Consider the following 24714-nt stretch of genomic DNA (forward strand, 5'->3'; position numbering starts at 1 on the left):
CCAGGCAGCGGATTACGTGATTACGAGTGACGCGGATTTTGATCTTGGCATACTGCAGAGCCTCAATCACGATGCCCCTAACAATGATCAGCTTCAGATCAGCCAGACCGTATCGACCTTTCCAGTGCTCTGGATAGCGAACGCGGGTGAAGACACCGTGTCCAGAATCGATACTGACAATGATTGCGAAACTGCTCGATACGAAACCTGGTTCGACGCAGGAATTACCGGGGCGTTCGGGGGGCCAGCACCTTCCCGAACAGCCGTAGACGGTGACGGGAATGTTTTTGTCGCAAACCGACATTTCGACAACAAAAACGTTTCAGTCTTGAAAATCCTTCTTGAGGGGGGCATCGATCGAAACGGCAATGGCGTTATCGATACATCCTCGGATACAAACGGTGACTGTGTCATCCAACCCGGAGAGATGATTCCCCTGGTTGACACCAACGGCAACGGAGTACTTGAAGATAACGAACTGGCGGACGAAAGAGTCGCGTTTGTGGAGCAGATTCCCAATACCCAAGGCCTGTTGGGGCGCTCGCTTTGCCTCGACAATGAGGGAGATATTTGGGTGGGCACCTATTTTTCGGGAGCTTATTATGAGCTGAATCCAGGCAACGGCACTGTCCAGAATGGCCCTATATCAACAGGAACCAGCAACTACGGCTGTGTAATCGACGGTGACGGCATTCTCTTTGGTGCTTCGCTCGGAAGTCAGATGCCAATTATCGACACCAATACCCACACGCTTCTGGGTGTACGCACCCATGGCTCGGACTATGGAATTGCTGCGGGAAATGGCAAGGTCTACAAAGCCAGCGCCGGTTCCCCTTACCTGATCTATGATCCCAATAGCGGTGCTGGCGAACCGGACGGCGATCCGGTAACAGGAACCTTTAGCACGCCCGCGGTATTTGCCAGCAGCAGCCTTGGTATCGGCGTTGATGGCAACGGTGATGTGGTTCAGGGTAACACTATTATCCGCAAATACGACGGTGATACCGATACGTTGATCTGGGCGACCTCGAATCCCAGCGGCACCGGTGCTACTCGTGGCATTATTGCCGATAGCAACAACAACATATGGGCGGTTAACCTGAGCGCCAACAACGTCACCAAATTCAGGGGTACCGACGGCCAGTTCCTCAACACGGTTCCAGTGGGTAATGGCCCCTACACCTACAGTGATGCTACTGGTATCGGCTTTCAGATCGCCAACCCCACCGGCACTTTTATCCGCGTCGTAGACAGCGGGACGCCTGATACGGATTGGGATCAGATTCGCTGGAACACGGAGCCCCAAGGTTCAATACCAGTGGGAGCCTCTATTACTGTGGAGGCTCGTTCCGCAAATACCGTCGCCGACCTTAGCTTTGAGGTTTATACACCGGTCAGCAATGGGGTCGCCGGTATTGGTCTGATGGGGCAGTTCATCCAGCTTCGAGCGGTGCTGATGCCAAATACCGATCAGGACAGCCCAATACTTTCCGACATCATCGTCAGCAGTGTCTCCGGGCAGGTTATGTGCGATTTGGACGGTGATGGCGATGTGGACCGGGACGATATCGGCATTATCTCATCCGCACGCAATACCCCTGCGGCAGTTGGTGATCCAAGGGATATTGATGGCAATGGAGTTATAGACGTTAACGATGCCAGGCAGTGCTCAGTGCAGTGCACTCGCTCTCGTTGCGCCCTTTGACGCCTGACATTGTTTCTCAAAAGACCGGCAGGTTTCCTGCCGGTCTTTTACCGTAAACCTTTTTTCGCAAGGAGCCGCCAAATTGAAGGTCATCTTCGTGAGCTTGTTTGCTTTGGCTGGAATAGTGCTACTCACCTTTGGGATTTTCGAGCTTCGTGATGACGAGCACGAGGCCGGTACTGAGGCGGCCAAACACATCTCCGGGACCGAAAACATCAACATCATCGAGACAAGTCAGCCATCAGCAGAAACCTCGTCTTACCCGTCTAGCCAACCTTTTCAAACCGCTTCAGAGCAGTTTAATGACGATGCATTGCCGAATGGTGCCCCAGAAAGTGTACGAGTTGAAAGCCAGGTTGAGACCTTTTTAACAAGCACCGAGCTGAATAGATTACACACTCAGTTACTCGAAAGATTCTCTAATACTTTGCAGCCCGATATTGGTGAGTCGCTCACTATCAGCTCTCTCGGTCTCGATCGTGCACAGCAATACCAACTTTACCTCGAACCGGCGGATCAAATTGTCCGCATCAACAACACCCCCGTAATTGATTTGGCGGATAACCCTGCTGTTGGTTCTATGTTGGCGGGTCCAACGATGAAGCTCTCTGTTCAACGCGGAGACAGGGTCTTTGAAATAGAGCTGAGTACTTATTAGATTTGCGTACTCTTCATAAAATTGAGCTTGCATTACTACCATCCTTAGTAGTGAATTGAACCTGGACTATACCTGTCCGCTTCGCTGTGGAAAGACCAACAAGCTCGCAATACTACAAGATTATCAGCGGACGCTTATATTAAATCAGACACAATTCTGGAGAGGTCATTGCTACCGCCCCTTCATGTTTTCCGGCCGCAACAGAGCAGTCCCCAGCACCAGAACAAACGCCAACAGCACGAACACCTTGTTCACAAACCAGTTGGTGCGCCAGATAGACCACTCAGGGTCCGCGAGAAAGCTCGCGAACAGGGTGGTGATGATCAGGATTTCCACCAGAGACATGCCAATGGACAGTGCGCGCGTATACGCTGGCCGCGCCAGCAGGGCCCAGGCCAGCCAGAGGTGGGCAACCGGCCAGAAATCCCAGTAGATCCAGGTTGCCCACCCCTCCCCGCTGGCTACCGCAAAAGCAACCGGGAACAGATATTTGATGAAAATGGTCCAGGCCACGAGGATGATAAACAGGTGCGCAAGGAACATGATCCAGGGATGTGTTGTTGACAGATTCCGGGGGCTTTCAGTAGGCGATGCCATGGTGGCTCTCCTGTTCTTTGAAGTCACGGCCCTTCAGACTACGCCTCACGATTATGGCCGATCTGCACACTTTAGCAGACCAGACAGGAGTCCCGATGACCCACCCAAAACGCGTCTACCTTGCCGGCCCGGAAGTCTTCTTTTCCAGAGACGAGCACGAGGCCATAGTCGCGGAGAAAAAACGCATACTCCGGGACCATGGATTTGAAGGCGTGGACCCAGTGAATGTGTGCAGCAATAACGCAAGGATGGTCGTAAAGCCTCTATGTCGGATTACTTTACAGTTTTATAGCTCTGCTCCGGTTTGTGTCGATATTTCTTACATGTCCTGATTTTCCCCATCATAAAAAGAATACAAACCTCCTATTTAACATGATCTTAGGATCACTGGCATCACAATTGCTTGTTGTGGACATACGCTGCTGCGACTCAGGCGCATGCAATCAGGCACCTTACCGGAGAAGTAAAAATGAAGATGTTTAAGGGATTAGTCGCTGTCACGTCGATTGTGCTGAGCGCTCAAGTCTTTGCCATTCCGACTTTCGACACGCTGGCGGATCAGGCCAATGCTGACGGCGGAAACATTACCAAGTCCAATTTCAACTACACCGCCCTTACCTTTGATGAAGTCTGGTCCAAACAGTCTGGCGCTGAGGTCAAATTCAAGGCCGAGATTTCCGGCTACAACAACGCGATGGGCTACGCCAACACCGATGGCTCTGGCGCGACCACCGTTCTGAACGAGGCTGGCAGCCCAGGCTCATGGGTCAGCATTGCCGCTGCCCCCGACCCCTTCGTTTTCTTCCTGGATACTGGCACAGGGCTGAACTGGTTCAGCAAGAACTCACTGAACTCTGATGGTCTGGATCACCTGCTTGTATTCCAGTATGCAGACAGCAGCAGCCGGTACATTCTGTTCTGGGATGATCAGGATGGTGGTGTTCAATCGGATCGTGACTTCAACGACTTCGTCGCCCGGGTCAACTTTGTCCACCCGGTTCCGGAACCGGGTACCCTGGCACTTCTGGGGCTGGGCATGGCAGGTCTCGCCATGAGCCGTCGCCGAAAGCAACAGTAAAACGCCTCAGTACTGTAGCGCCTTGAAACCCTCCCAGTCGGGAGGGTTTTTTTGTGCAAGAGTGATTCCGGATCTCAGGCCGCCAGCGCAGCCCGCACCTTCTTGCTCAGATGCCCCATGTCGACCCGGCCCTGCACCTGCGGGCGCAGCTCGTTCATCACACGGCCCATATCCTGCATACCTTTGGCGTCGGTTGATCTGATGGCCAGACGGATCAGGGCATCCAGGTCATCCTCAGTCAGGGCTTCGGGCATGAATTCCTCGATGATCACCATTTCCGCCCGTTCTTTGTCGGCCAGATCCTCGCGACCGGCCGCATCGTACTGACTGGCGGCATCGCGGCGCTGTTTGAGCATCTTGTCCAGCACCTTGATAACTTCCTCGTCATCCAGTTCGCGGCGCTCGTCGATCTCGATCTGTTTGACCGCGGCCTGTGCCATACGCAGGGTCACGAGTCGGAGTTTATCCTTGCTCCGCATCGCGTCTTTTACCGCGCTGCTCAGTTGTTCCTTTAGTGATTGTTCAGCCATTGTCGGGCTCCTGGTCTATGGGATGAGGGGGACGGGTGAGCTTTAAGTGAAGGCGTAGATTTAACGGAAAACCGGCGCAGGTTCAATCGCGGAAAATGAAGAGTGACCTGGCTCTGGTCTGTTAATATCCCTTCATAGCTTTCCTTTCGTAACATCAACAGGCTCATGCATGAAACTCAACCCCTTTAATACCCGCATCGGCGTGGCGCTGGGAGGCGGCGCCGCCAAGGGCATTGCTCACATTGGCGCTCTGAAGGCCTTCGAGGAAGAGCAGATCCGGATCCATTGTATTTCCGGAACCAGTGTGGGAGCCCTGGTCGCCAGTTATCACGCCTTCGGCCGACCGGCAGAATCCATACTCTCGATCTGCTCCACACTCAACCTGTCGAAAATCATCAACTTTACCCTGGAGCGCGGCGGTCTGTTCAGTACGAACGCCATCCGGGAGATGATCCACCGGGATCTGGGAGATTGCCGAATTGAAGATGCCAGGATTCCTCTGGCCATCTGCACCACGGATATCGAAACCGGGGAGCAGCTGATCTTCAGAGAAGGCAACCTGGCGGATGCCGTGTGTGCGTCCATGGCTGTGCCCGGGCTGTTTGTTCCTGTGGAGATAAATGGCCGGATTCTGGTAGACGGAGGCCTGGTGGAAAACGTCCCCATATCACCGCTGGCGAAAATGGGCGCGGGTATCATCGTGGCTGTGGACCTGAGCCATGTCGGTCGATACCCCAAGCCGGTGGATAGCTTTGATGTAATCAGCAACGCCATCAATATTGGTATCGATTTCAATACCCGCAAACAGCTGAAAAAGGCAGACATAGCGGTACCGCTGGATTTGAGCGATTACAGCCTCACCAACAACGCCGACCGTATCGATGAGCTTTACATGGAGGGCTACCGCCCCATGAAGAAAAAGATTCGTCAGGTGCTCTGGTACAAACGGATGCATGTCGTTATCAGCCTTCTGCAAGCGGCCGCAAAAGTGCTGCCCTTCAAGGTTCCCGAGATTCTCAAGGACCTCAAGCGCTCGACCTGAAAACCAGCACCGGATTTTGATCAAGGTCACCGCCCATTTCCGTTATCCGATCACAGGGAGAAGGACCCATGACACAGAAACCCCCAGTCATCCTCATCACCGGCGGCGCCCAGGGCATCGGCAAAGGCATTGCCTCGTATTTCCTGAAAAAGAACTGGCAAGTTGTGGTCTGTGATCAGGATGCAGAAGCAAATCGGGCCTGCCGGGAAGATTTTGGCAGGCCGGACAACCTCCTCCTGATCGACATGGATGTATCCCGGGAAGCAGAAGTGGCCTCCGCCGTGGCGGAGGCCACCCAATGGGGCGGGCGGCTGGATGCGCTGGTCAACAATGCGGGACTCGCGGACCCGGACACCGGCCCCATCGAAACGCTTGAGCTTGCCCAGTGGCAGCGGCGAATCGACGTTAACCTGACCGGCGCCTTCCTGATGGCAAAGCATGCGGTGCCACACCTGCGCGGAACTCAGGGCAGCATCGTCAACATAGCCTCCACCCGCGCCCTGCAATCCGAGCCGAACAGTGAGGCTTATGCCGCCACCAAGGGCGGCCTGATCGCCCTCACCCACGCTTTGGCTGTCAGCCTGGGCCCAGATGTCCGTGCCAACAGCATCAGCCCTGGCTGGATTGACGTCCGTGCCTGGCAGGCTCATACGCCCTCCGAGCCGGAGCCCCTGTCGGCAGCCGATCACGAGCAGCACCCAAGTGGGCGCGTCGGCACACCCGGCGATGTGGCGGCTATGGTAGCCTACCTGGTCTCACCTGAGGCCCGCTTTGTGACGGGCCAGAACTTCGTGATGGACGGCGGCATGACCCGCAAGATGATTTACGAGGAGTAGTGTCCCGCGTGGCCGTGATCTCCGGCCCACCCATTTAACCAGAACAAAGAGCTTCAAACATGAGCAACGACTATTTCGCGCAAAAAGCGCAAAGCTACGGGCAGAATCCCGACCGCGTCGATAACGTGTCAAACATTGCCAATGCGATCCTTGAGAAGGTTGAGTTGAACCGCTCGATGCACCTGCTTGATTTCGGTTCCGGCACCGGCCTTCTGCTGGAACGGCTGGCGCCCCATGCCGGGAAAATCACCGCGGTCGATATCTCCCCCTCCATGAACCGACAGCTGGAAGCCAAGCGGAAAAATCTGGGCTGCGAACTGGAGATCCTGGAGATGGACCTGGAAAATCAGGACCTGCAGGACCGCTTCGACGGCATCATCTCTTCCATGACCATGCACCACGTGCGTGACGTCGGCGCCATGTTCCGACGCTTTCACCAGCACGTGAAACCCGGCGGGTTTATCGCCATTGCCGATCTGGACAAAGAGGACGGCACCTTCCATACCGAGGATACCGGCGTGTTCCATTTCGGGTTCGAGCAGGATGCAATTGCCGCGGCCGCAAGAGAAGCCGAATTCAGTGACGTGCAGGTCAGGTCCGTCAGCGTGATTGACACAGAAAACGGGCACTACCCGGTCTTTCTGCTTACCGCGACCGCCTGAGGGGCACTGGTCGCCGGATTGAAGATACCGAGATTCTCAAAGACCTGAAGCGCTCGACCTAAAGACCTGGAACGTTAAACCGGGACAGTTGCAGCCAGTAACATCCTAGGCTTCTCCCATTACGCGCTGGCACGACCGCCTCTGCGCCGGATTAACAAAGTCGCCGCGAGCACCGCCCAATTCAGGAGGAAGGCCGCCAGCAGTTCATAGCCACTCGCTGGCTCAAAAGAATAGCTAGTATTAAAAAGAACCACCCACTGCAGCATGAAGAGAAACAGCACTGCGCTCAGCCCGCCAAAGGGCGAGATTGCCAGTATGGTTGGCAAACCTGGAACGGAGCTGTGCCAGCGATAGCGTAGCAGCATCAACCCCGCCAAAACGGTCGCCAGGGCGTTTCCGGACAACCCCCTGGCGGTGTTTGTAGCCAGATTTACAACCAGAATGATGGCCGAAAGTGCGACGAATGCGACGACATAAAACGCGATATCCGTAAGCCACGAGCGGGGAGTTCTCACAGATTCAGTTTTATCGCCTGATCGCATTCCATCGGCCTATATCAGTTAAATGGCGAAGAAGGGTTTGAAGGCGTCTGCCTGGTTCGCCTTGCCAGTTCACGACTCGCCGCCTCCTCGGTGGCATGGGACGCTTCACCCATACCCACTAAAACGACGGACGCAACAAAGCCAGCAACGTTGCCTCGCGTCAGACCATGCTTGATTATTTGCCAGACGGTGGCACCAACGCCATAGGCTCCCGGGTTGGCCCCAACCATGCCACTGAAACGCCCAAGGCTCTGATGAAAATCAACGATCTCCTGAAGCTCTTTATTCGAGAGAGACCACTTTTCCCACCGGGGCTGGGCGATAACTAACGCAACTTTGCCCTGCAGCTGTCCATAAAATGGCCGATGGGAATCTTTAAACCGATCAATAAGCAGCATCACTTCGCGGCGTTGATGCGTTTCAATGTGCCGAAAGATAATGAGACCAGCGATAGAAGCAACGACCAGGCCATGATCAGCGTCGCGGGGAACCACCGCTTCAGGAATCCCTATGATCCTGGCAAGTCGGGATGCCACTTCCTTTGGGCTGTCGGTGGTTTCATATGGTATTAAATCTACAAAATCAGACATACTTCTATCTCCCTATATTCATCTGAATTGACAGCGCTTTTGCATTTCCCTGAGCGCTTTTTCCACTTCCTCGAGACCCAGAACATCCTCCTGTAAAAGGGTCAGGGTCGGGATGAACTGAATGCTGGTGAGCGAGTTATGCTCCCGCTTGAGCCAGTAGGCATGTAATTGGGACTGTTCGTCTAAACTAACCCGTAACATTTCACTGCGGCCTTCAGAGCTCTCTTCTTTATAGATACTGCTTATCTCGTAAGGAAGCTCACTGTAAAAATACGGGATAAACGTATCACCGTTAACAGGGAACCCATCCTCTGACATCGGTGTATATTCAAGACGATTATTTCGTTGACGTCTGACAGTCCAAAGCTCGAAATGAGTCCCAGCGTCCAGCCCAAAGCTCACGGTTTCCGATTCGCCAGGATCATAAGAGTCGTTGATGAAGAAGCTCTGGAGCACGAGGTAATCCCGCAAGTCGCACTGAATCTGGCGGGACGGGCTAACATAAGATCCATGCTCCAGGCGGCCCTGCAACAAGGATACATCCACGGAGAACGCAGGACCGGAAAATACTACAGCCATTAAAAACACAAAAAGAGGTAGTGTTTGTGCAGTCTTCCTTTGCACGTGGAACTCTTCCTTGATGAACAGGAGGTTGATGGTAGAGCATCCGGGTGAATGGCTCAAGAAGTACCGCCTGCTACCAATCGAAATGGCCTGCCTTTATGGTTTTCGGCCTTAGCTGCAAAGGCCTCGGTACGAGAGTAAGCGACGTCAGGCATAGTATTAACCGATCGTTGCCCTCACGGGTTTGCAGTGAAACACCGATTGGGGAAGCATCGCGTCCGATAGCCGCCCTCGTTCACGATCCAGCATTGTCCTCAGGTGCTGTCCTGGTGCGAAAAGTTTCCGCTGACATCTCCGGCAGTTCTCTGAGGAAGGCCGTCAGATCCCAGAGCTGATCATCGGCTTTCGTCACGCCCCAGGCTGGCATACCGGTCATCCGGATGCCGTGCTTGATCACCCAGAACTGGTACTTTGGGTCATGGTGGCCACCGTGAAGCGTCAACCTCGGCGGCTGCGGGTTGAGTCCCCTGAAGAAGGGCGTTTCTTCCTGACCGGGGCCCAGATGGCAGCCCGCACAGTTGGCACCATAAAGCCGCCCTCCCCGCTCGACCCTCTCCGGACTGTTCAGATCCGGCGGCGGGCTGATGTTATCGAGACGAACATGGACGGACCGGTTCCGGATTACATTGAGCAGGGTTTTCACAGCGCCAGCGTGGGGCTCATCCGCCGCCACGTTGTAAGTGCCTGAGTAAATCAGTACGGCGCAGCCGATGAGTACGAGCAGGATGAAAATCAGTATAGGCTTGAGTGCGCGCATGTGCTGGTCCTTCTGATCAGAATCCCGGTGACCTTCTCCGGGTGGCCGTGCATGGGGACTGCCTGACACCAGTGTCGGGCCAGGCGGGAAATCTTGCAAACGCAGCCTTCTCATACCCATTGGCCGCTTTCACCGGGAAAGTGGCGTAGCCAACACCCTGATGAATGTCCTGTACAATGCAGCCACCCGGATTACCCACGAGACTCTTTCATGATCGACTTCCGCAGCGATACCGTTACCCGCCCTACAGCACAAATGCGTGATGCCATGGCCACCGCCGAGGTGGGAGATGACGTTTACGGTGACGACCCAACCGTTAATAGCCTGCAGGCCCGGGCTGCCGAGCGGCTGGGCTTCGAATCCGCCCTGTTTACCGCCACCGGGACCCAGGCCAACCTGCTGGCAATCATGAGCCACTGCGGCCGGGGCGACGAATACCTCTGCGGCCAGTCGGCCCACAATTACCGCTATGAAGGCGGTGGCGCCGCCGTGCTGGGCAGCGTGCAACCGCAACCGATCGAGAACGAGCCGGACGGCAGCATCAGCCTTGAAAAAGCCAAAGCCGCCATCAAGGCCGACGACATCCATTTCGCTGTCACCCGCCTGCTCTCGCTGGAAAACACCATCGGTGGCCAAGTGCTTTCTCTGGACTACCAGCGCCACGCCCGGGCCTTCTGCGACGACCACGGACTGCTGCTACACCTGGATGGCGCCAGGGTATTCAATGCCGCGGTGAAATCCGGGTGTGATGTGACAGAGATAACCAGACACTATGATTCCGTTAGCGTATGCCTCTCAAAAGGGCTGGGGGCGCCAGTCGGCTCGCTGCTGCTGGGCCCGGAAGACTTTATCGGACGCGCCATACGTCTGCGCAAAATGCTCGGTGGCGGCATGCGCCAGGCCGGCATACTGGCCGCTGCGGGGCGGATCGCCCTGGAGAACGGGCCGCTGAGGCTGCATGAAGATCACGAAAACGCCGAATATCTGAGTGCCGGCCTGGCCGGAATTGCGGAACTGGAGATAAACCCCGCCAGCACCCAGACCAACATCATCTATGCCCGCTGCCGCTCTGGCAGGGCCGCGCAGCTGCGGGATTACCTGGCTGACCAGGGCATACTGATCACAGCGGGGAATCCCATCCGTTTTGTGACGCACCTGGATGTGAACCGGCAGGATGTGGATCGGTTGCTGGACGCCATTCGGCGGTTTTATCAGTCGTGAAGGCCAGCTCTTCCCGGGAGTGCGAGCGGAAATAGATCGGCTCCGGTTTACTTTTGAAACCTGCCAATAAAAAAGACGGCCGGGAACGACCGTCTTTTTTATTTCCGATCTACTGGCCCGGATGCTACGGCATCAGCACCGTATCAATCAGGTGCACTACGCCGTTGGACTGCATCATGTCAGCCGCAACCACCTTTGCCATGTTTCCATTCCCATCCCCTATCATCAAGGAATCACCCTCCAGACTGAGCGTGAGCTCGCCCCCTTGCACAGTGTTCACAGTGCCGGTTCCACCACCATCCTGGACCATCTGAATGGCAGCCGATGAGGTTGCCGAGGCGGGCACCACGTGGTAGGTCAGTATCGACTGGAGCTGCTCCCTGTTCTCCGGTTTCAGTAGCGTATCGACCGTACCGGCGGGCAGTTTTTCGAAGGCGGCATTGGTCGGCGCAAAGACCGTGAACGGCCCTGGGCCGGAAAGTGTTTCTACCAGCCCGGCGGCCTTGATAGCGGCAACCAGCGTGCTGAGGTTGTCGGCTTTTGAGGCGCGCTCAACGATCGTCATTTTCGCTTTTTCGTCCATGCCATGATTGTCGGCAAGAACAGGCAAGGCCACAACGGCACTGCCCAACATCAGCATGGAAGCTGCATACGACTTAATAATCCCTGCGTGTTTCATCTCATCATCCTCTTGTGTATCCCGATTGAATACCAAGCTGTATACGGACATCCGACGCCTGCGGACCCTGATGATCGCCCTTTGTTGATTAATTTTTGTTCAGATTAAATTCTGCTCGTCTGGTAGGCACAGATTCAGTCGCAAATCACAAAGACCGGGCTAGCGCGGTCGGGCAAACACCTGGGTCCAGACCGGAGAATATTCGGAGCCCGGCGCCTCGACCCTCGCCGCGCCCATTTCGGTGAATCTGGCACTCATGATATTGGCACAGTGCCCCGGGCTTGAGAGCCACCCATCAATCACGTCGTCGACTGAGCTCTGGCCCCCTGCGATGTTTTCCCCCACCACCGACCAGCTGTAACTTCTGGCCCGCACCCGCTCTCCGATCTGAACACCTTCTAGGCTGGTATGACTGAAGTATTCCAGCTCTGCCATATCCTCTGAGTGGGCCCGGGCAGCATCCTCGAGTTTGCAGTTCCAGGCCAGAGGTTCCGCTGGTTCAAAGTACTCATCGCCGCATTGCCGGGGCTGGCTGCGGGCTTCATTCACACGATCCAGCAGAGCCCGATCGGTTTCATCCATCTCGCAGTCTCCGGCCACGGCAAACCCGGAAAATCCGAGAAAAACCAGCAGGGCCAGTGTGTGCGATGAAGGAGAAAAACCGGGCATGCTTAACCTGGCCTGTCTGGGCATCAGCTTGTCCTCGCATGTGGGGCACAGAGTTTTTCTGCTTTTCTGGCTTCATCTTCACAGGGCTCTGAGCCACCGTCGACAGATTTCGGCCATGTTAACTGGTTCTAACCTTTCCCTGAGGATTCCCGGCTCAGATTCCTTGATGTAGGATTGAATAACAAGCGCGGGACTGCATTCCGATTGCCGCCGCAGCGAAGGAGGACAGGGAAATGTCACTCAACTCCGAAGTAAACCTCGAGAAACTTTATAACCGTTCCAGCCTCAGGAATTCCGCTAGCGGGGTTCGCTTGTCCCTCAAGAACCGCCTGGCTCCAGTAAAACTGACACGCATCGACCGGATCGAGCTCAACGGCGAGGTGTTTGGTCCAGAGCGGATACAGGTCACCACTGACTCGGGCGATGTCCTCGACGCGGAAAAAGTCGGCGCAGATGACCCCATGAATTTTCCGCTCGGCACCCTGCTGATCATTGATCTCGCCACGGAGCCGCTTGAGAAAGGCCGCCACCAGCTGACGTTTGCATTTGAAACCAAGGAGTTTGGCCCCCTTGAGTTCAGCGTGGAGGCCGAACTCGGTGGCCGTAAAAGGCCCGCCGACGCCATTCCACGGGACGATGAAGACGACTACGACAGCTCCATCGTCGAGACACGACAGGCATTCGTGCGCGACCGGACCGGTGTTGCGCTTGAGCATATCTCTGCCTGTTCATTTGATCCCCATGCTGCCCGGGGCAATATAGAAAATCTCATTGGGGTCGCCCAGGTGCCAATGGGTCTTGCCGGTCCACTACGGGTAGAGGGAGAGAACGCCACGGGCCGATTCTACGTGCCGCTGGCCACTTCGGAGGGAACGCTGGTGGCATCCTATAACCGTGGCATGAGAGTCATCAATGAGAGCGGCGGAGTGAAATGCGCGGTGGTTGGCGACCACATGCAGCGGGCGCCGGTTTTCATTTTCGAGGATGCAGCCAGCGCCAGGCGCTTTGCCGACTGGCTGGCCGGGAAAACAGACGAAATCAGGGAAATCTGTGGTGAGTCCGACCCATTCGTAAAGCTGAAATACGTCGATTACTATCTGGCCAACAAATTCGCATTTACGCGCTTTAACTTTACCACCGGCGACGCTGCTGGCATGAACATGGTCGGCAAGGCCACCTTTGCAGCCTGCAACTGGATCATGAGCAATTACCAGCAGGACAGGATTGTAGAGTTTTTCCTGGAAGGAAATTTCGCCACTGACAAGAAAGCGTCCATGATCAATACGATGCGCACCCGGGGAAAGCGCGTGACAGCGGAAACCACCGTCAAGCGTGACGTATTGCGTAACGTAATGGATGCCGACACCGTGTCCCTTTACCAGCACTCCAAAACAGCCAATATCGGCGCCCTGATTTCCGGCGCCAACAACAACGGCTGTCATGCAGCTAACGCGATTACAGCAATATTCATCGCGACCGGACAGGACGTCGCCAATGTGGCTGAATCCTCAACCGGCCTGCTTTACACCGAGCTCACGGCTGAGAAAGACCTGTACATTTCGATCACACTGCCCTCGCTGATCGTTGGTACCTGTGGCGGCGGAACAGGCTTGCCCACTCAGCAGGAGGGCCTGAAAATCATGGACTGCGCGGGCGTTGGCAAAGTGATGAAATTCGCCGAAATCATTGCCGGCACCGTGCTTGCCGGCGAAATCTCCCTGGCGGCTGCGATTTCATCCCTGGACTGGGTATCGAGCCATGATCAATATGGCCGCAATGACCCTGGCCGGCAGTAGGCGCCGCACGCCCAGCTGTCAGCCATCCGGCCCTGCTTTCCTTTCCGGTGAACCCTCTCTCTGCTGATTCTCCCATCCGTCAGCAGAATAAAAATCCGCGTCGGAGGGAGTCAGGAGTTCGCGTCCCAGTATGTGATCGGCAGCTTTCTCGGCAATCATGATGGTGGGGGCGTTGATATTGCCATTGGTAACCGTGGGCATGATGGACGAGTCCACGACACGCAGATTGTTCACGCCGCGCACGCGGCATTCCGTGTCCACCACAGCCATGTCGTCCTCCCCCATACGACAGGTGCCACAGGGGTGATAGGCGGTCTCGGCGGTTTCGGCGACCCAGTCGTCGATTTCATCATCGCTCTGTACGTCTTTCCCGGGGGAGACTTCTTCGCCGCGGTAGGGGTCGAATGCGGGTTGGGCGAAGAGTTCCCGGGTGAGTCGAAGCCCGTCACGGTAGGCCTGTTTGTCCGCTTCCTCGGCAAGGTAATTGAAGAACATCCGGGGCGGGTCGGCCGGGTCCGCCGAGCGCAGCCAGACACGGCCCCGGCTCCTGGGTTTGTTTGCCCCCAGGTGTGCCTGAAAGCCATGGCCCTTTACCGCGCTTGAGCCGTCGTAGGCAATGGCGCCCGCCAGGAAGTGATACTGGAGATCGGGCCATTTGAGTCCGGGGCGGCTGCGGATATAGCCATTGGATTCGAACTGGTTGCTCGCTCCGAGCCCGGTTTTGGTAAGCAGCCACCGGGCACCGATCCAGCCCTGGGCGATCGGGTTGAGCCAGCCGTTGAGGGTGATCTTTTGAGTGCAACGGCGCTGGACCCAGACTTCAAGATGATCCTGCAGGTTCTCGCCCACCCCGGGCAGGTCATGTACGACGTCGATACCATGCTCTCGCAGTTGCGCCGCCGGTCCAATACCGGAGAGCATGAGTAACTTTGGCGAGTTGAAGGCGCTGGCCGAGAGGATGACTTCCCTCCGTGCACGTACCCGGAAGGTCTTGTCCCGCTGCTTATACTCCACGCCAACAGCACTCTGGCCATCCATGATCACGCGCTGGGTCAGCGCATGCATTTCCAGGTGGAGGTTGGCGCGATTTAAAGCAGGCTTGAGATAGGCGTTGGCAGTGGATGCGCGCACGCCGTTGCGTACGGTCATGTCCATGCGGCAGAAACCTTCCTGGCGGTACCCGTTGTAGTCGTCCGTCCTGCCGTAACCCGCCTCTTCTCCGGCCTCGATAAATGCCCGGTAAAGTGGGTTTTGCATATTGTTGCCGTTGCAGATTCCCACTGGACCATTAGCGCCCCGGTAGGCATCGGCACCGTAGACACAGTCCTCGGCCCGCTTGAAGTAGGGCAGGACATCGGCGTAGCTCCAGCCTTTCGCGCCAAGCTCCACCCATTCCTCGAAATCGCCGGCGCAGCCCCGCACATACGCCATGCCATTAATGGAGGAGGAGCCGCCGATCACCTTGCCCCGGGCCTGATGGAGAGTGCGGCTGTTCAGTCCTGGCTCCTCTTCGGTGTGCATACCCCAGTCGAAACGCGGTTTGTTCAGGGGAATGGAAAAGGCAAGAGGCATCTGGATGAAGATGGAGTTGTCCTTGCCGCCGAATTCCAGCACCAGCACTTCGTGGGCGCCGTCCGCGCTCAGGCGGTCCGCCAATACGGAACCAGCGGAGCCGGCCCCGACAATGATGTAATCGAATTCCCGATCAAAGTCCTGTTCAGTCATGATCTGCTCCTGCAATTGCCGGTCTGTCCATCAGGTGGGCTCAGAAACTGCGGGTAATGTTGATGACGAAACGCCCGTCGGCCAGATCCGTGTCGCCGATCAGAGCAGCGTCGACGTCATCAGTATTATGCCAGCGAAGGCCCAGACTGAACTCGCCGACCGCTCGGGTTACGCCAATATCGTAGTAGAGGTAGTCCAGCCCATCACCGCCGCTATGGAAGGTCTGTTTCCCTATCCGGGCCGACGCACCCATCTCCCAGGGCAGGGCATGGCCCAGCGTCAGATCGTAGGCGAGTCCTTCCACCCCGTCCAGAAAGTCCTCACCGAAATAGTTCGGGGCGTACCAGACGCTGGGACTGATGCTCAGATCTCCCCTGGTCCAGGTGCCGACAGCGTAAAGTTCGCTGTAATCGAAGTCGGATTCAGAACCCGGATAGGTATAGAGCCAGTAGCCCACGTCGTAGCTGAGCCCCGCATCGCCGATGCTGCCGGCAAACCCGATGTAGGGGTCCAGCTCCATGCTGTTACCCGGGCCACCGAAGTTGGTGTTGGTGGCCCAGAGCCCAACGTAGGCGCCGCTACCGTGTGACCAGTTGATGTCCCCCTGAATCTGGGGCTCCTCGTTGGAGTTCGATACGCCCCGGAACATGTAGTCACTGGCAATGGTGACACTGGCTCCGAATGTGCCGAAGCTGTTCCCTTCGTCCGTCTGCGCCTGCACGGGCCAACCGAGGGCCATGGCGACAAGCCCCATCAGGGAACCGAATCCGGTGCCTGAGAAAACCTTGCTGTGGTGTGCGTTTTCGATGCCCATGGGATTTTCCTGGTGATTACCGCCGGCGGCCTCCCCTCCAGCGGCTGGTTTATTCCCTGCTGTGGGGGCCCGGCATGGAGACATCGCCTGGGGCTTCCCGGCGGCGCTCCAGATAGAACAGATGACGCTCGTACTGGTCCAGGATGTCCTCAACGATCTGGTGCTGGGTGTAGTCCATGAGGTCATAGCCCTGACCGCCTTCCTCAAGATGCACTTCGAGCTGGTAATAGGTGTTGTGCTCCGCATGGGGCCGGATGGCGAAAGCTGGCATGGCCGCGGCCCGGGGCCAGACCTGATAGGTGAACCGTCCTTCCTCACCCAGGTCCACGTTCAGTTCAAGATGCCGGGGTTCGTCGTCCATGCCGGTAATCCCGGTTTTCAGGCCCCGTTCGCGCAGCTCGTGCTCGATCTGGGCCATGGCCGGTTTTACGGTCCCCTCGAGAAAACGCATGGCCTGTTTATGATCCGGAAAACTCATCGCCCGGGTCAGGCGCTGACGCCAGGTGGGCGCATTGCCATCCGGACCGACAGCGGCACCGGAGGGGGCCAAACGTGGCCTGCGCTGCTTGAGCGATTCCGTCTTAAGGGCCCTGTAAAGCCCCCACATCATCAGGAAAAGTACAACCGAGAACGGCAGCCCCATGATCACCACCGTACTCTGTAGCGCGGTCAGCCCGCCCGCCATGAGCAGGGCCAGGGTGAGCAGGCCTATAACCGTGGCCCAGAGAATGCGCATCCAGACCGGAGCGTCATGGTTCACATCCGTGAGAATGGAGGTGAAGTTCGACAGCACCAGCGCCCCTGAATCCCCGGACGTAACGAAGAACACGAGCGCCAGGATGGAGACGACAATCGTGGTGATGCCCGCCAGAGGCAGGCTTTCCATGAACAGGTAGATGGATGATGCCGGGTTGCTCATGGCTGTTTGGCCGAAGGACTCGGCTCCATCCATGACCATATCGATGGCACTGTTACCCATGATGGACATCCACACCATCATGAAGGTCATGGGCAGAATAAGGGTACCTATTGTGAACTGGCGAATGGTACGTCCACGGGAAATACGGGCCAGGAAGAGTCCCACGAAGGGCCCCCAGGCAATCCACCAGGCCCAGAAGAAGATGGTCCAGCCGTTGAGCCAGTCCGTGGGCTGGTCATAGGCGTAGGTGTTGAAGGACAGGTCGATGAAGCTGGTGATGTAATCGCCGACGTTCATCACCAGCGCATTGAGCAGGAAGAGTGTGGGGCCCGCAATCAGCACAAAGATGACCAGGCAGGCGGCAAGCAGCATATTGAACTCGGACAGCCGGCGGATGCCTTTCTCCACGCCGCTCACCGCCGACAGGGTGGCGAAGACCACGATCATCAGTACCAGAACGGCCTGGACCCAGGTGCTTTCGGGCAGGTCGAACAGGGTAGACAACCCATAGTTCAGCTGGATGACGCCGATGCCCAGGCTCGTGGCAATGCCAAAGACGGTGCCCAGCACCGCAGCGATGTCCACCACATGGCCAACGGGGCCATGGATACCCCGGCCGAAAATGGGATACAGGGCGGAGCGAATGGTCAGCGGCAGCTGGTGCCGATAGCTGAAGTAGGCCAGGGACATACCCACGAGGGTGTAGATGCCCCAGCCGGATACGCCCCAGTGCAGGAAGGTCAGTTCCATGGCGTGGCGAGCCGCCTCAACGGTACCGCCTTCACCCTGGGGTGGCGCCAGGAACTGTGTCACCGGTTCGGCAATGCAGAAGAACAGCAGATCGATGCCAATGCCGGCGGCAAAAAGCATTGATGCCCAGGAGACGATGTTGAATTCGGGTCTGGAATGGTCGGGGCCCAGCCGGATATCACCGAAGCGAGAGCTGGCGACAATGATCACGAATGCCAGATAGGCCACCACCGTGAGAAAGTAGTACCAGCCGAAGGTATTGGATACCCAGCCCAGCACCGTGTTGATAACGCCTTCCGCCATCTCCGTAAAGAACATGGTCCAGAGCGCAAAAAGCACAATGCCAATGGCTGAGCCGTAGAATACAGTGGGATTGAGTCGGTCGCGGGTTTCTTCCGCTGGCGCCTGTTCTTCCATGGTGGAGCCCCCTTGTTGTCGCTGTCCGCCAGTGCTCGGGAGACGACTCCGTTTATGGCGGCGCCGGCCTGTCAGGTACGGAACGCCGTGGCGACAGACATTGTTCAGACGGGCTGGTCATCAAGCGCCCGCCACCTGTTCTCGATGCTCGGACCGGACTGCTTGCCTTCAGTAAAAGGCATATCGGAAGGGAATATAGGGAGTATAGGATGCACCTATCCCCCTTTTCCAGCCCGGGGCATTGGTTAATTCACGGGTATTGCGGATGATGACTGAGCCAACCCTCGCCAAATTGATCTTTATCAAACATCGCTTTGTCGAAGCCGGCACAATGACAGGAGCGAGAGAACAAGCCGCTCCGAATTAGTGCCGACTGAGAGGGAAATCGATTGTGAGAAAGATTCCAGGAATTCTGCTTGCCCTGGGGCTGGTTACCTGCTCCGGTCTGGTGCTTGCCGAAGTAGAGGGCGATGCTGAAAGAGGTGCAGCAGCAGCGGGGGTGTGCACGGCCTGTCACCAGGCCGACGGCAGCGGCAAAAACGTCCCCGGTGGTCAATCCTGGCCCCGGCTGGCAGGGCTGAACGCCGCCTACATTGCAAGGCAACTGCAAGACTATCAGAGCGGCGAGCGTAGCAATGCCAGCATGATGCCTTTCGCCAACATGCTGAACGAACAGCAAATCGCAGATGTTGCCGCCTACTATGCCAGCCTGCCCGCCACTCAGGGCAAGGGTGGCGAATATGCCGACGAAGCGATGCTCAAGCGCGGCAAACAGCTGGCCGAGCGGGGGGACTGGTCCAAATACATTGTTTCCTGCAAAAGCTGTCATGGCCCGGGCAACAGGGGTGCAGGAGAGGTATTCCCCGGCATTGCCGGCCAACACGCCGGTTACATCAAAGCCCAGCTGCAGGCCTGGAAAGCAGGCACCAGAACAAACGACACGCAAGACCTGATGGGTTCCATTGCCCGGCGGATGAGCGATGATGATATTCAGGCAGTGGCCGCCTGGCTTGCTGGCCAAAAACCTGCGGCCAACTAAGAGGATTTCGACATCATGATTCGCACATTAATCTACGCTGCACTGTCCGGAACCCTGTTGTTCGCCGCCAATGCGACGGCAGAAGACAAAACAACCCAACAATACATCGACACCCTGGTGGAGCTTGGCTACCCAGCTCCGAAAGAAAACGAGCTGGTGCACATTCCACCAACGATGGAAGACCTTGAAAGCGGCAACCTTCACCCAGAGCTCAAGCGGGTCATTCGAAGAGGCCACGACCTGTTCACCAACACCCAGCAACTGCGTGGCGAGAACGTGTTCAACAACATGAATTGCTCCAGCTGTCATCTGGGCGAAGGGCGCATGCCCTTCAGTGCCCCAATCTGGCCCGCTGCGGTGACTCTACCCAACTTCCGTGGAAAGAACGCCCACGTAAACAATCTTGAAGAACGCATTGCCGGCTGTTTCACCTACTCCATGAACGGAAAGCCTCCCGAGTACGGCAGTGATAACATGCTTGCACTGTCTGCGTATCATCAGTGGCTGGCCAAAGATGTGCCGGTATATCCGCAACAGCCCATATACGGCCGCGGTTTTCCGGCCCCGGAGCGCCCTGAAGAACTGAGCTATGCCCGTGGCAAAGCCGGGTTCCAGGAGAAATGTTCTGTTTGCCATGGTCGCGATGGCGAGGGCCTGCAGGTGGGCGGCCAGACGGTTTTCCCGGCCACCTGGGGCGATATGTCCAATAACTGGGGTGCCGGCATCGTACGGGTTTTCACGGCAGCCGGATTCATCAAGAACAACATGCCGCTGGGCCAGCCCAACAGTCTTGATGATCAGGAAGCCTGGGACATTGCCTACTACATGAGCAATCAGGAACGCCCGCAGGACCCCCGCTACACGGGTGATGTAAAGGAAACCCTGGAGCAGACCAGGGAGCCCTTCCACAAACACTCGATGTATGGGCGGACCAGGGAAACCGACGGCCATGTGCTGGGGGATCACAACAACCTCGGCGAGAAGCCGTTCCTGAAACCGGATACCGTTCGATCAAGAACATTTGAGTAAAAAACCAGACGGGGGCCGACAGTGTGTCAGTTCCCTTTTGTGTCTGGCGCGGGCCCTGCTCGTCACTGACGCTGTAGTGGAACAGGACACATGATTCTTTGCGATTGGCACAGGGGCCTCTGCGATGGTTCAAAGTACGGCATTATAACCAGTGGCAGCACTGACTTCAGCAGCTCCTGCGGTCAGAGCTGTTGATGGACTGGGGTAAAAAGGGGGGCTTATACTTCCTGTACACGGCACTCCCTATCCTGCATGGCCCTATAAAACCATGAACAGCCCAGCCCCAGAGTCACCCACCACACCCCATCCCTCTGACAACGGGCTATCCCGCCAGGAAGCCAGTGCACGCCTGGAGAAATTTGGTTACAACCGGCTGCCCGCCCCTCCCATGCCAGGTCTGGTAGAGCTTTTTGCGCGGCAATTCCTCAGCCCTTTCATTTACATCCTCCTGATCGCTTCCGGGGTTTCATTTGCACTCGGCCAGACCCCAAGCGGGGTTTTCATCCTGATCGTCCTGCTGATCAATGCAATTATCGGTACGGTCCAGGAGTTCTCGGCCCAGAAGGCGGCAGCCGCCTTGAAGCAAATGATGAAAGGTACAGCCCATGTGCTTCGGGACGGCCAGATTGTAACCGTTGAAGTCGAAGAGATCGTTCCAGGCGATGTTGTCTTGCTTTCCTCCGGCGACAAGGTGCCGGCTGATATCCAGTTGCTCAGCGCCAGCAGCCTGGCGGTGGATGAGTCCATGCTGACGGGGGAATCCCTGGCGGTTGCCAAGAATGCCGGTGCGCCAAGTGACGACAGCACGCCGCTCACAGAGCGCGTTGACCAGTGTTTTGCAGGTAGCATCATTACCCATGGGCGCGGACGTGGCCGGGTGATAGCGACCGCCTCGGATACCCAGCTTGGCAGGATTGCCCAGGGAGTCACCGGCAAAACCTCTGCCGAACCGCCGCTAATGATCCGGATCCGCAAGTTCACCTACCAGGTTGCCTTCGGCATTCTGGTGGCCATTGCCGCCCTGGCAGGCCTGATGATCCTGGATGGCGGCTATTCCATGGAAGAGATGGTCCTGATGTCCATCGGCCTGGCGGTTTCGGTGATTCCCGAGGGCCTGCCTGCCGCACTTACCGTTGCCCTTGCCATCGGCATGACCCGGATGGCAAGGCGCAATGTGATCATCCGCAAGCTCGTGGCTGTGGAAGCCCTGGGGTCCTGCACCCTCATCTGTTCCGACAAGACTGGCACCCTGACAGTCAACGAACTCACCATTCGCAAGGTGATGCTGCCTGATGGACGCCAGTTCGAGGTCACTGGCGAGGGCGTAGCCCCGGGAGGGCAGATCACAGGCCATGCCGGAGCCCAGGTGGATACGGACGAGGGCACACTCAGGGAGCTCTGTGTCGCAGGCGTTCTCGCCAATGAAAGCCACCTGGACTATAGCGGCGGGGAGTGGGTTTCCCAGGGCGATATCGTGGACATCGCCTTCCTGGTCATGGCCAAGAAGCTGGGCATGTCTATCACCGACCTGCGAAGCCGGCAGGAGCAGGTCGCCCTGATCCCCTATGAGTCGGAAAAGGCCTACAGCGGTGTGGTCAACCGGATTGGCGATCAAACCGTCATCTACGCCAAAGGCAGCCCTGAAAAGATGCTTGCCATGTGCAACCGGATGGCAACCACTGACGGCTCTACAGAAATCGACAAACCAGCCCTCGAAATCCAGTTCACCGAGCTCGCTTCCCGGGGCTATCGGATTATAGCCCTGGCGAAGAAAACCTCTTCATCCGACGACCATGAGATGGCCGATATGATCTTTCTCGGCATGGTCGCCATGATCGACCCCCTCCGTCATGAAGCCTTTGACGCCATCGAAAAATGCCGCACTGGCGGCATTGAGGTGGCCATGGTTACGGGCGACCATCCTGCTACCGCCAAATCGATCGCCCTGGAACTGGGCCTGTGTGACGCGGACGCTCCGGTTGTTACGGGCCCAATGCTTGATGAAGCAAGCGCCCGGGGCCGGGTGGCTGTCGACCGGCTCATTCGCCAGGCCCGGGTATTCGCCCGCATAGAACCCGCCAGAAAAGCCCAGATTGTGGACAGTTTCATGCGGGACGGGCATTTTGTCGCGGTCACCGGTGATGGCGTCAATGATGCACCGGCCATGCGGCAGGCCCATGCGGGAATCGCCATGGGCAAGCGCGGCACGGATGTGGCCAAGGAAACAGCAGACCTGATCGTTACCGACGATAATTTTTCCTCCATTGTCGACGGCATCGAGCAGGGGCGGGTGGTTTACAACAATATCCGCAAGGTTATCGGGCTGCTGGTTGCCACCGGTTTCTCGGCGATTCTGCTGTTCTTCTTCTGTGTACTGGCCGGCCTGCCAATGCCCCTGATCGCGGTACAGCTACTCTGGCTTAACCTGGTTGCGAACGGCTTCCAGGACGTGGCGCTGGCATTTGAACCGAAGGAAGGCGGCGAATTGTCAGTAAAGCCGCGCTCACCCCAGGAGCCCGTGTTCGATAAACCTATCATTGAGCATGTCCTGGTGGTGGGATCCTGGATGGGGCTTGTCGCCTTCCTCAATTTCCAGTGGACGCTCGAACAGGGCCAAAGCATTGAAGAAGCCCGTAACCTGACACTGATGCTGATGGTCCTCTTCGGCAACATCCACGCGCTGAACAGCCGCTCGGAATTCCGCTCCCTTTTCAGTATCTCCCTGCTTGGTAACCCGTTCCTGATGCTGGCTGTTCCCCTCGCGCAACTGGCCCACATTGGTGCCATGTATACCCCGGGGCTCTCTGATGTCCTGCAGATTCAGCCGATTTCACTGGAGGAATGGCTGCAGTTGCTCGCATTCGCCATGAGCCTTCTCGTTGTGGAGGAGTTGCACAAGATCCTGATCAGGAGGCGGCGAACCCGTGCCATCTCAGCGGGGTGCGCGCACCCTGCCTCAACTTCCAGCCAGCAATAGAGCCGAATTGATCAAACCGGCAGTTCGATGATTTCACCTGCCACACGGTCTTCGTGCACCGCCAGCCGCCCTACCGTGATCGGCAGAGTAAAGCGCCGCGGCCCGGCGCCACCGGGATTGAAGTAAAGCACGTCGCCGTTCCACTCGTTACGGGGTTTGTGGGAATGGCCGGCGATCACCACGCGGTAGCGGCCTTGCGGATCGAAATCGAGAGTTTTGACGTCGTGGAGCATATAAAAAGCGTGGCCGAGGAATTCCAGATCCTGCACATCCGGAAGGTCCGCCGCATAGCCTGTTTTGTCGATATTGCCGCGAATCGCAATCACCGGCGCGATCGCCTCCAGCGCTTCCAGAACCTCGTCCCGCCCGACGTCACCGGCGTGAAGGATCAGGTCCGAGCCTTTCAGTGCCTCCAGCGCTTCGGGACGCATTTTGCTGTGGGTGTCTGCGATAACGCCGATTTGCATGCTTGCGCCCCTTCTAATCCTTCAATGGTGCCCACCCGGCCCATGGGCGTGGCCGTGTGCTATCTCCTCCGGATCGGCGGCGCGTACGTCGATGATTTCGATATCGAAGGTCAGGGTTTTACCGGCCATCGGATGATTAGTGTCGACATCGGCAAACTTGTGGCCGACCTTGGCGACGAGCACATGGCGCGGGCCCTGCTCGGTTTTCACCTGCGCGATCATGCCCGGCTTCCAGCGTCTGGCCCCGGTCAGATGCTTGATCGGCACGCGCTGCATGGCATCGGCCTTGCGCGGACCGTAGGCTTTTTCCGGAGTGACGGTGACACTGAAGCTTTCGCCGGCGTCGCGACCTTCCAGGGCTTCTTCCAGGCCCTGGATAATGCCGCCGTGGCCATGCAGGTAGGCGTTCGGCTCGCCGCCTCGGGAGTTTTCAACGACCTTGCCCTGGTCATCACTGACACTGTAGTGAAACAGGACCACCTGATTCTTTTCGATTGGCATAGGATTCTCTGCGACGGTTCAAAGTACGGCATTATAACCAGTGGCGGCGTTGAGTGCAGGAAGGAGAAAGCAGGACGGAAAAACCAGCAC

Annotated in this window: 23 protein-coding genes and 1 pseudogene; 11 read left to right on the forward strand and 13 right to left on the reverse strand. The window is 57.1% G+C overall.

Annotated features, from left to right (window positions below; all coding sequences use genetic code 11):
* The first annotated feature begins 16 nt into the window (after positions 1-16).
* Both LG327_RS19085 and LG327_RS19090 read left to right on the forward strand, forming a co-directional pair.
* Positions 17-1705: a hypothetical protein gene (locus LG327_RS19085; RefSeq protein WP_404364442.1), complete on the forward strand. Its 1689-nt coding sequence runs from the start codon at positions 17-19 to the stop codon at positions 1703-1705.
* Between the two features lie 82 nt (positions 1706-1787).
* Positions 1788-2363, forward strand: a complete 576-nt coding sequence (locus tag LG327_RS19090) for a hypothetical protein (protein WP_404364444.1) — start codon at positions 1788-1790, stop codon at positions 2361-2363.
* Between the two features lie 171 nt (positions 2364-2534).
* Here LG327_RS19090 and LG327_RS19095 read toward each other — a convergent pair whose 3' ends face one another.
* Entirely contained in the window at positions 2535-2960 is a 426-nt protein-coding gene (locus tag LG327_RS19095) for a hypothetical protein (RefSeq protein WP_404364446.1), read from the reverse strand.
* Positions 2961-3924: 964 nt separating this feature from the next.
* Between LG327_RS19095 and LG327_RS19100 the strand changes: the two are divergent.
* Positions 3925-4038: pseudogene (locus tag LG327_RS19100) on the forward strand (PEP-CTERM sorting domain-containing protein); the annotation flags it as partial.
* 74 nt (positions 4039-4112) lie between these two features.
* On the opposite strand, the gene LG327_RS19105 reads toward LG327_RS19100, so the two are convergent.
* On the reverse strand, positions 4113-4568 hold the full coding sequence (locus LG327_RS19105) for a GatB/YqeY domain-containing protein (RefSeq protein ID WP_404364448.1): 456 nt from the start codon (positions 4566-4568) through the stop codon (positions 4113-4115).
* 169 nt (positions 4569-4737) lie between these two features.
* Between LG327_RS19105 and LG327_RS19110 the strand changes: the two genes are divergently transcribed.
* The 3 genes from LG327_RS19110 (at position 4738) to LG327_RS19120 (ending at position 7108) form a co-directional block, all read left to right on the forward strand.
* On the forward strand, positions 4738-5610 hold the full coding sequence (locus LG327_RS19110; RefSeq protein ID WP_404364450.1) for a patatin-like phospholipase family protein: 873 nt from the start codon (positions 4738-4740) through the stop codon (positions 5608-5610).
* A gap of 68 nt (positions 5611-5678) precedes the next feature.
* On the forward strand, positions 5679-6446 hold the full coding sequence (locus LG327_RS19115) for an SDR family oxidoreductase (protein ID WP_404364452.1): 768 nt from the start codon (positions 5679-5681) through the stop codon (positions 6444-6446).
* A gap of 59 nt (positions 6447-6505) precedes the next feature.
* Positions 6506-7108 (forward strand): class I SAM-dependent methyltransferase, encoded by a 603-nt coding sequence (locus tag LG327_RS19120; protein WP_404364454.1) that lies wholly within the window; start codon positions 6506-6508, stop codon positions 7106-7108.
* Positions 7109-7227: 119 nt separating this feature from the next.
* On the opposite strand, the gene LG327_RS19125 is transcribed toward LG327_RS19120, so the two are convergent.
* The 4 genes from LG327_RS19125 to LG327_RS19140 form a co-directional block, all read right to left on the reverse strand.
* Positions 7228-7650, reverse strand: coding sequence for a hypothetical protein (locus tag LG327_RS19125; RefSeq protein WP_404364456.1), 423 nt, complete (start codon positions 7648-7650; stop codon positions 7228-7230).
* A 14-nt stretch (positions 7651-7664) separates the two neighbouring features.
* Positions 7665-8240, reverse strand: coding sequence for a hypothetical protein (locus LG327_RS19130; protein ID WP_404364458.1), 576 nt, complete (start codon positions 8238-8240; stop codon positions 7665-7667).
* Between the two features lie 18 nt (positions 8241-8258).
* Positions 8259-8924: a hypothetical protein gene (locus tag LG327_RS19135; RefSeq protein WP_404364460.1), complete on the reverse strand. Its 666-nt coding sequence runs from the start codon at positions 8922-8924 to the stop codon at positions 8259-8261.
* A 175-nt stretch (positions 8925-9099) separates the two neighbouring features.
* Positions 9100-9621 carry a c-type cytochrome gene (locus LG327_RS19140; protein ID WP_404364462.1) on the reverse strand — a complete coding sequence of 174 codons (522 nt, stop codon included), beginning with the start codon at positions 9619-9621 and terminating at the stop codon, positions 9100-9102.
* A 210-nt stretch (positions 9622-9831) separates the two neighbouring features.
* Between LG327_RS19140 and ltaE the strand changes: the two genes are divergently transcribed.
* Positions 9832-10842: a low-specificity L-threonine aldolase gene (gene ltaE, locus LG327_RS19145; protein WP_404364464.1), complete on the forward strand. Its 1011-nt coding sequence runs from the start codon at positions 9832-9834 to the stop codon at positions 10840-10842.
* A gap of 124 nt (positions 10843-10966) precedes the next feature.
* On the opposite strand, the gene LG327_RS19150 is transcribed toward ltaE, so the two are convergent.
* Together LG327_RS19150 and LG327_RS19155 are read right to left on the reverse strand one after the other, a co-directional pair.
* Positions 10967-11521: a fasciclin domain-containing protein gene (locus LG327_RS19150; protein WP_404364466.1), complete on the reverse strand. Its 555-nt coding sequence runs from the start codon at positions 11519-11521 to the stop codon at positions 10967-10969.
* 159 nt (positions 11522-11680) lie between these two features.
* Positions 11681-12214 carry a CAP domain-containing protein gene (locus LG327_RS19155; RefSeq protein WP_404364468.1) on the reverse strand — a complete coding sequence of 178 codons (534 nt, stop codon included), beginning with the start codon at positions 12212-12214 and terminating at the stop codon, positions 11681-11683.
* 209 nt (positions 12215-12423) lie between these two features.
* Between LG327_RS19155 and LG327_RS19160 the strand changes: the two genes are divergently transcribed.
* Positions 12424-13986, forward strand: a complete 1563-nt coding sequence (locus LG327_RS19160) for a hydroxymethylglutaryl-CoA reductase (RefSeq protein WP_404364470.1) — start codon at positions 12424-12426, stop codon at positions 13984-13986.
* Between the two features lie 18 nt (positions 13987-14004).
* Here LG327_RS19160 and betA read toward each other — a convergent pair whose 3' ends face one another.
* Genes betA through betT form a run of 3 tightly spaced genes read right to left on the reverse strand, consistent with a single transcriptional unit; the run spans position 14005 to position 18611 of the window.
* Positions 14005-15711, reverse strand: coding sequence for a choline dehydrogenase (betA, locus tag LG327_RS19165; RefSeq protein WP_404364472.1), 1707 nt, complete (start codon positions 15709-15711; stop codon positions 14005-14007).
* A gap of 40 nt (positions 15712-15751) precedes the next feature.
* A complete protein-coding gene (locus LG327_RS19170) occupies positions 15752-16525 on the reverse strand; it encodes a TorF family putative porin (protein WP_404364474.1) in 774 nt (257 codons plus the stop codon).
* A 49-nt stretch (positions 16526-16574) separates the two neighbouring features.
* Positions 16575-18611 (reverse strand): choline BCCT transporter BetT, encoded by a 2037-nt coding sequence (betT, locus tag LG327_RS19175; protein WP_404364476.1) that lies wholly within the window; start codon positions 18609-18611, stop codon positions 16575-16577.
* A 391-nt stretch (positions 18612-19002) separates the two neighbouring features.
* Between betT and LG327_RS19180 the strand changes: the two genes are divergently transcribed.
* The 3 genes from LG327_RS19180 (at position 19003) to LG327_RS19190 (ending at position 23656) form a co-directional block, all read left to right on the forward strand.
* Positions 19003-19650: a c-type cytochrome gene (locus LG327_RS19180; protein WP_404364478.1), complete on the forward strand. Its 648-nt coding sequence runs from the start codon at positions 19003-19005 to the stop codon at positions 19648-19650.
* Positions 19651-19665: 15 nt separating this feature from the next.
* A complete protein-coding gene (locus tag LG327_RS19185) occupies positions 19666-20679 on the forward strand; it encodes a c-type cytochrome (RefSeq protein WP_404364480.1) in 1014 nt (337 codons plus the stop codon).
* 268 nt (positions 20680-20947) lie between these two features.
* Positions 20948-23656, forward strand: coding sequence for a cation-translocating P-type ATPase (locus tag LG327_RS19190; protein ID WP_404364482.1), 2709 nt, complete (start codon positions 20948-20950; stop codon positions 23654-23656).
* An 11-nt stretch (positions 23657-23667) separates the two neighbouring features.
* Here the strand turns inward: LG327_RS19190 and LG327_RS19195 are convergent, their stop codons facing one another.
* Both LG327_RS19195 and LG327_RS19200 read right to left on the reverse strand, forming a co-directional pair.
* On the reverse strand, positions 23668-24123 hold the full coding sequence (locus LG327_RS19195) for a metallophosphoesterase family protein (RefSeq protein ID WP_404364484.1): 456 nt from the start codon (positions 24121-24123) through the stop codon (positions 23668-23670).
* A gap of 21 nt (positions 24124-24144) precedes the next feature.
* Positions 24145-24624 (reverse strand): peptidylprolyl isomerase, encoded by a 480-nt coding sequence (locus LG327_RS19200; protein ID WP_404364486.1) that lies wholly within the window; start codon positions 24622-24624, stop codon positions 24145-24147.
* Positions 24625-24714 lie beyond the last annotated feature (90 nt).

Source organism: Marinobacter sp., assembly GCF_044799475.1.
Classification (GTDB): Bacteria; Pseudomonadota; Gammaproteobacteria; order Pseudomonadales; family Oleiphilaceae; genus Marinobacter.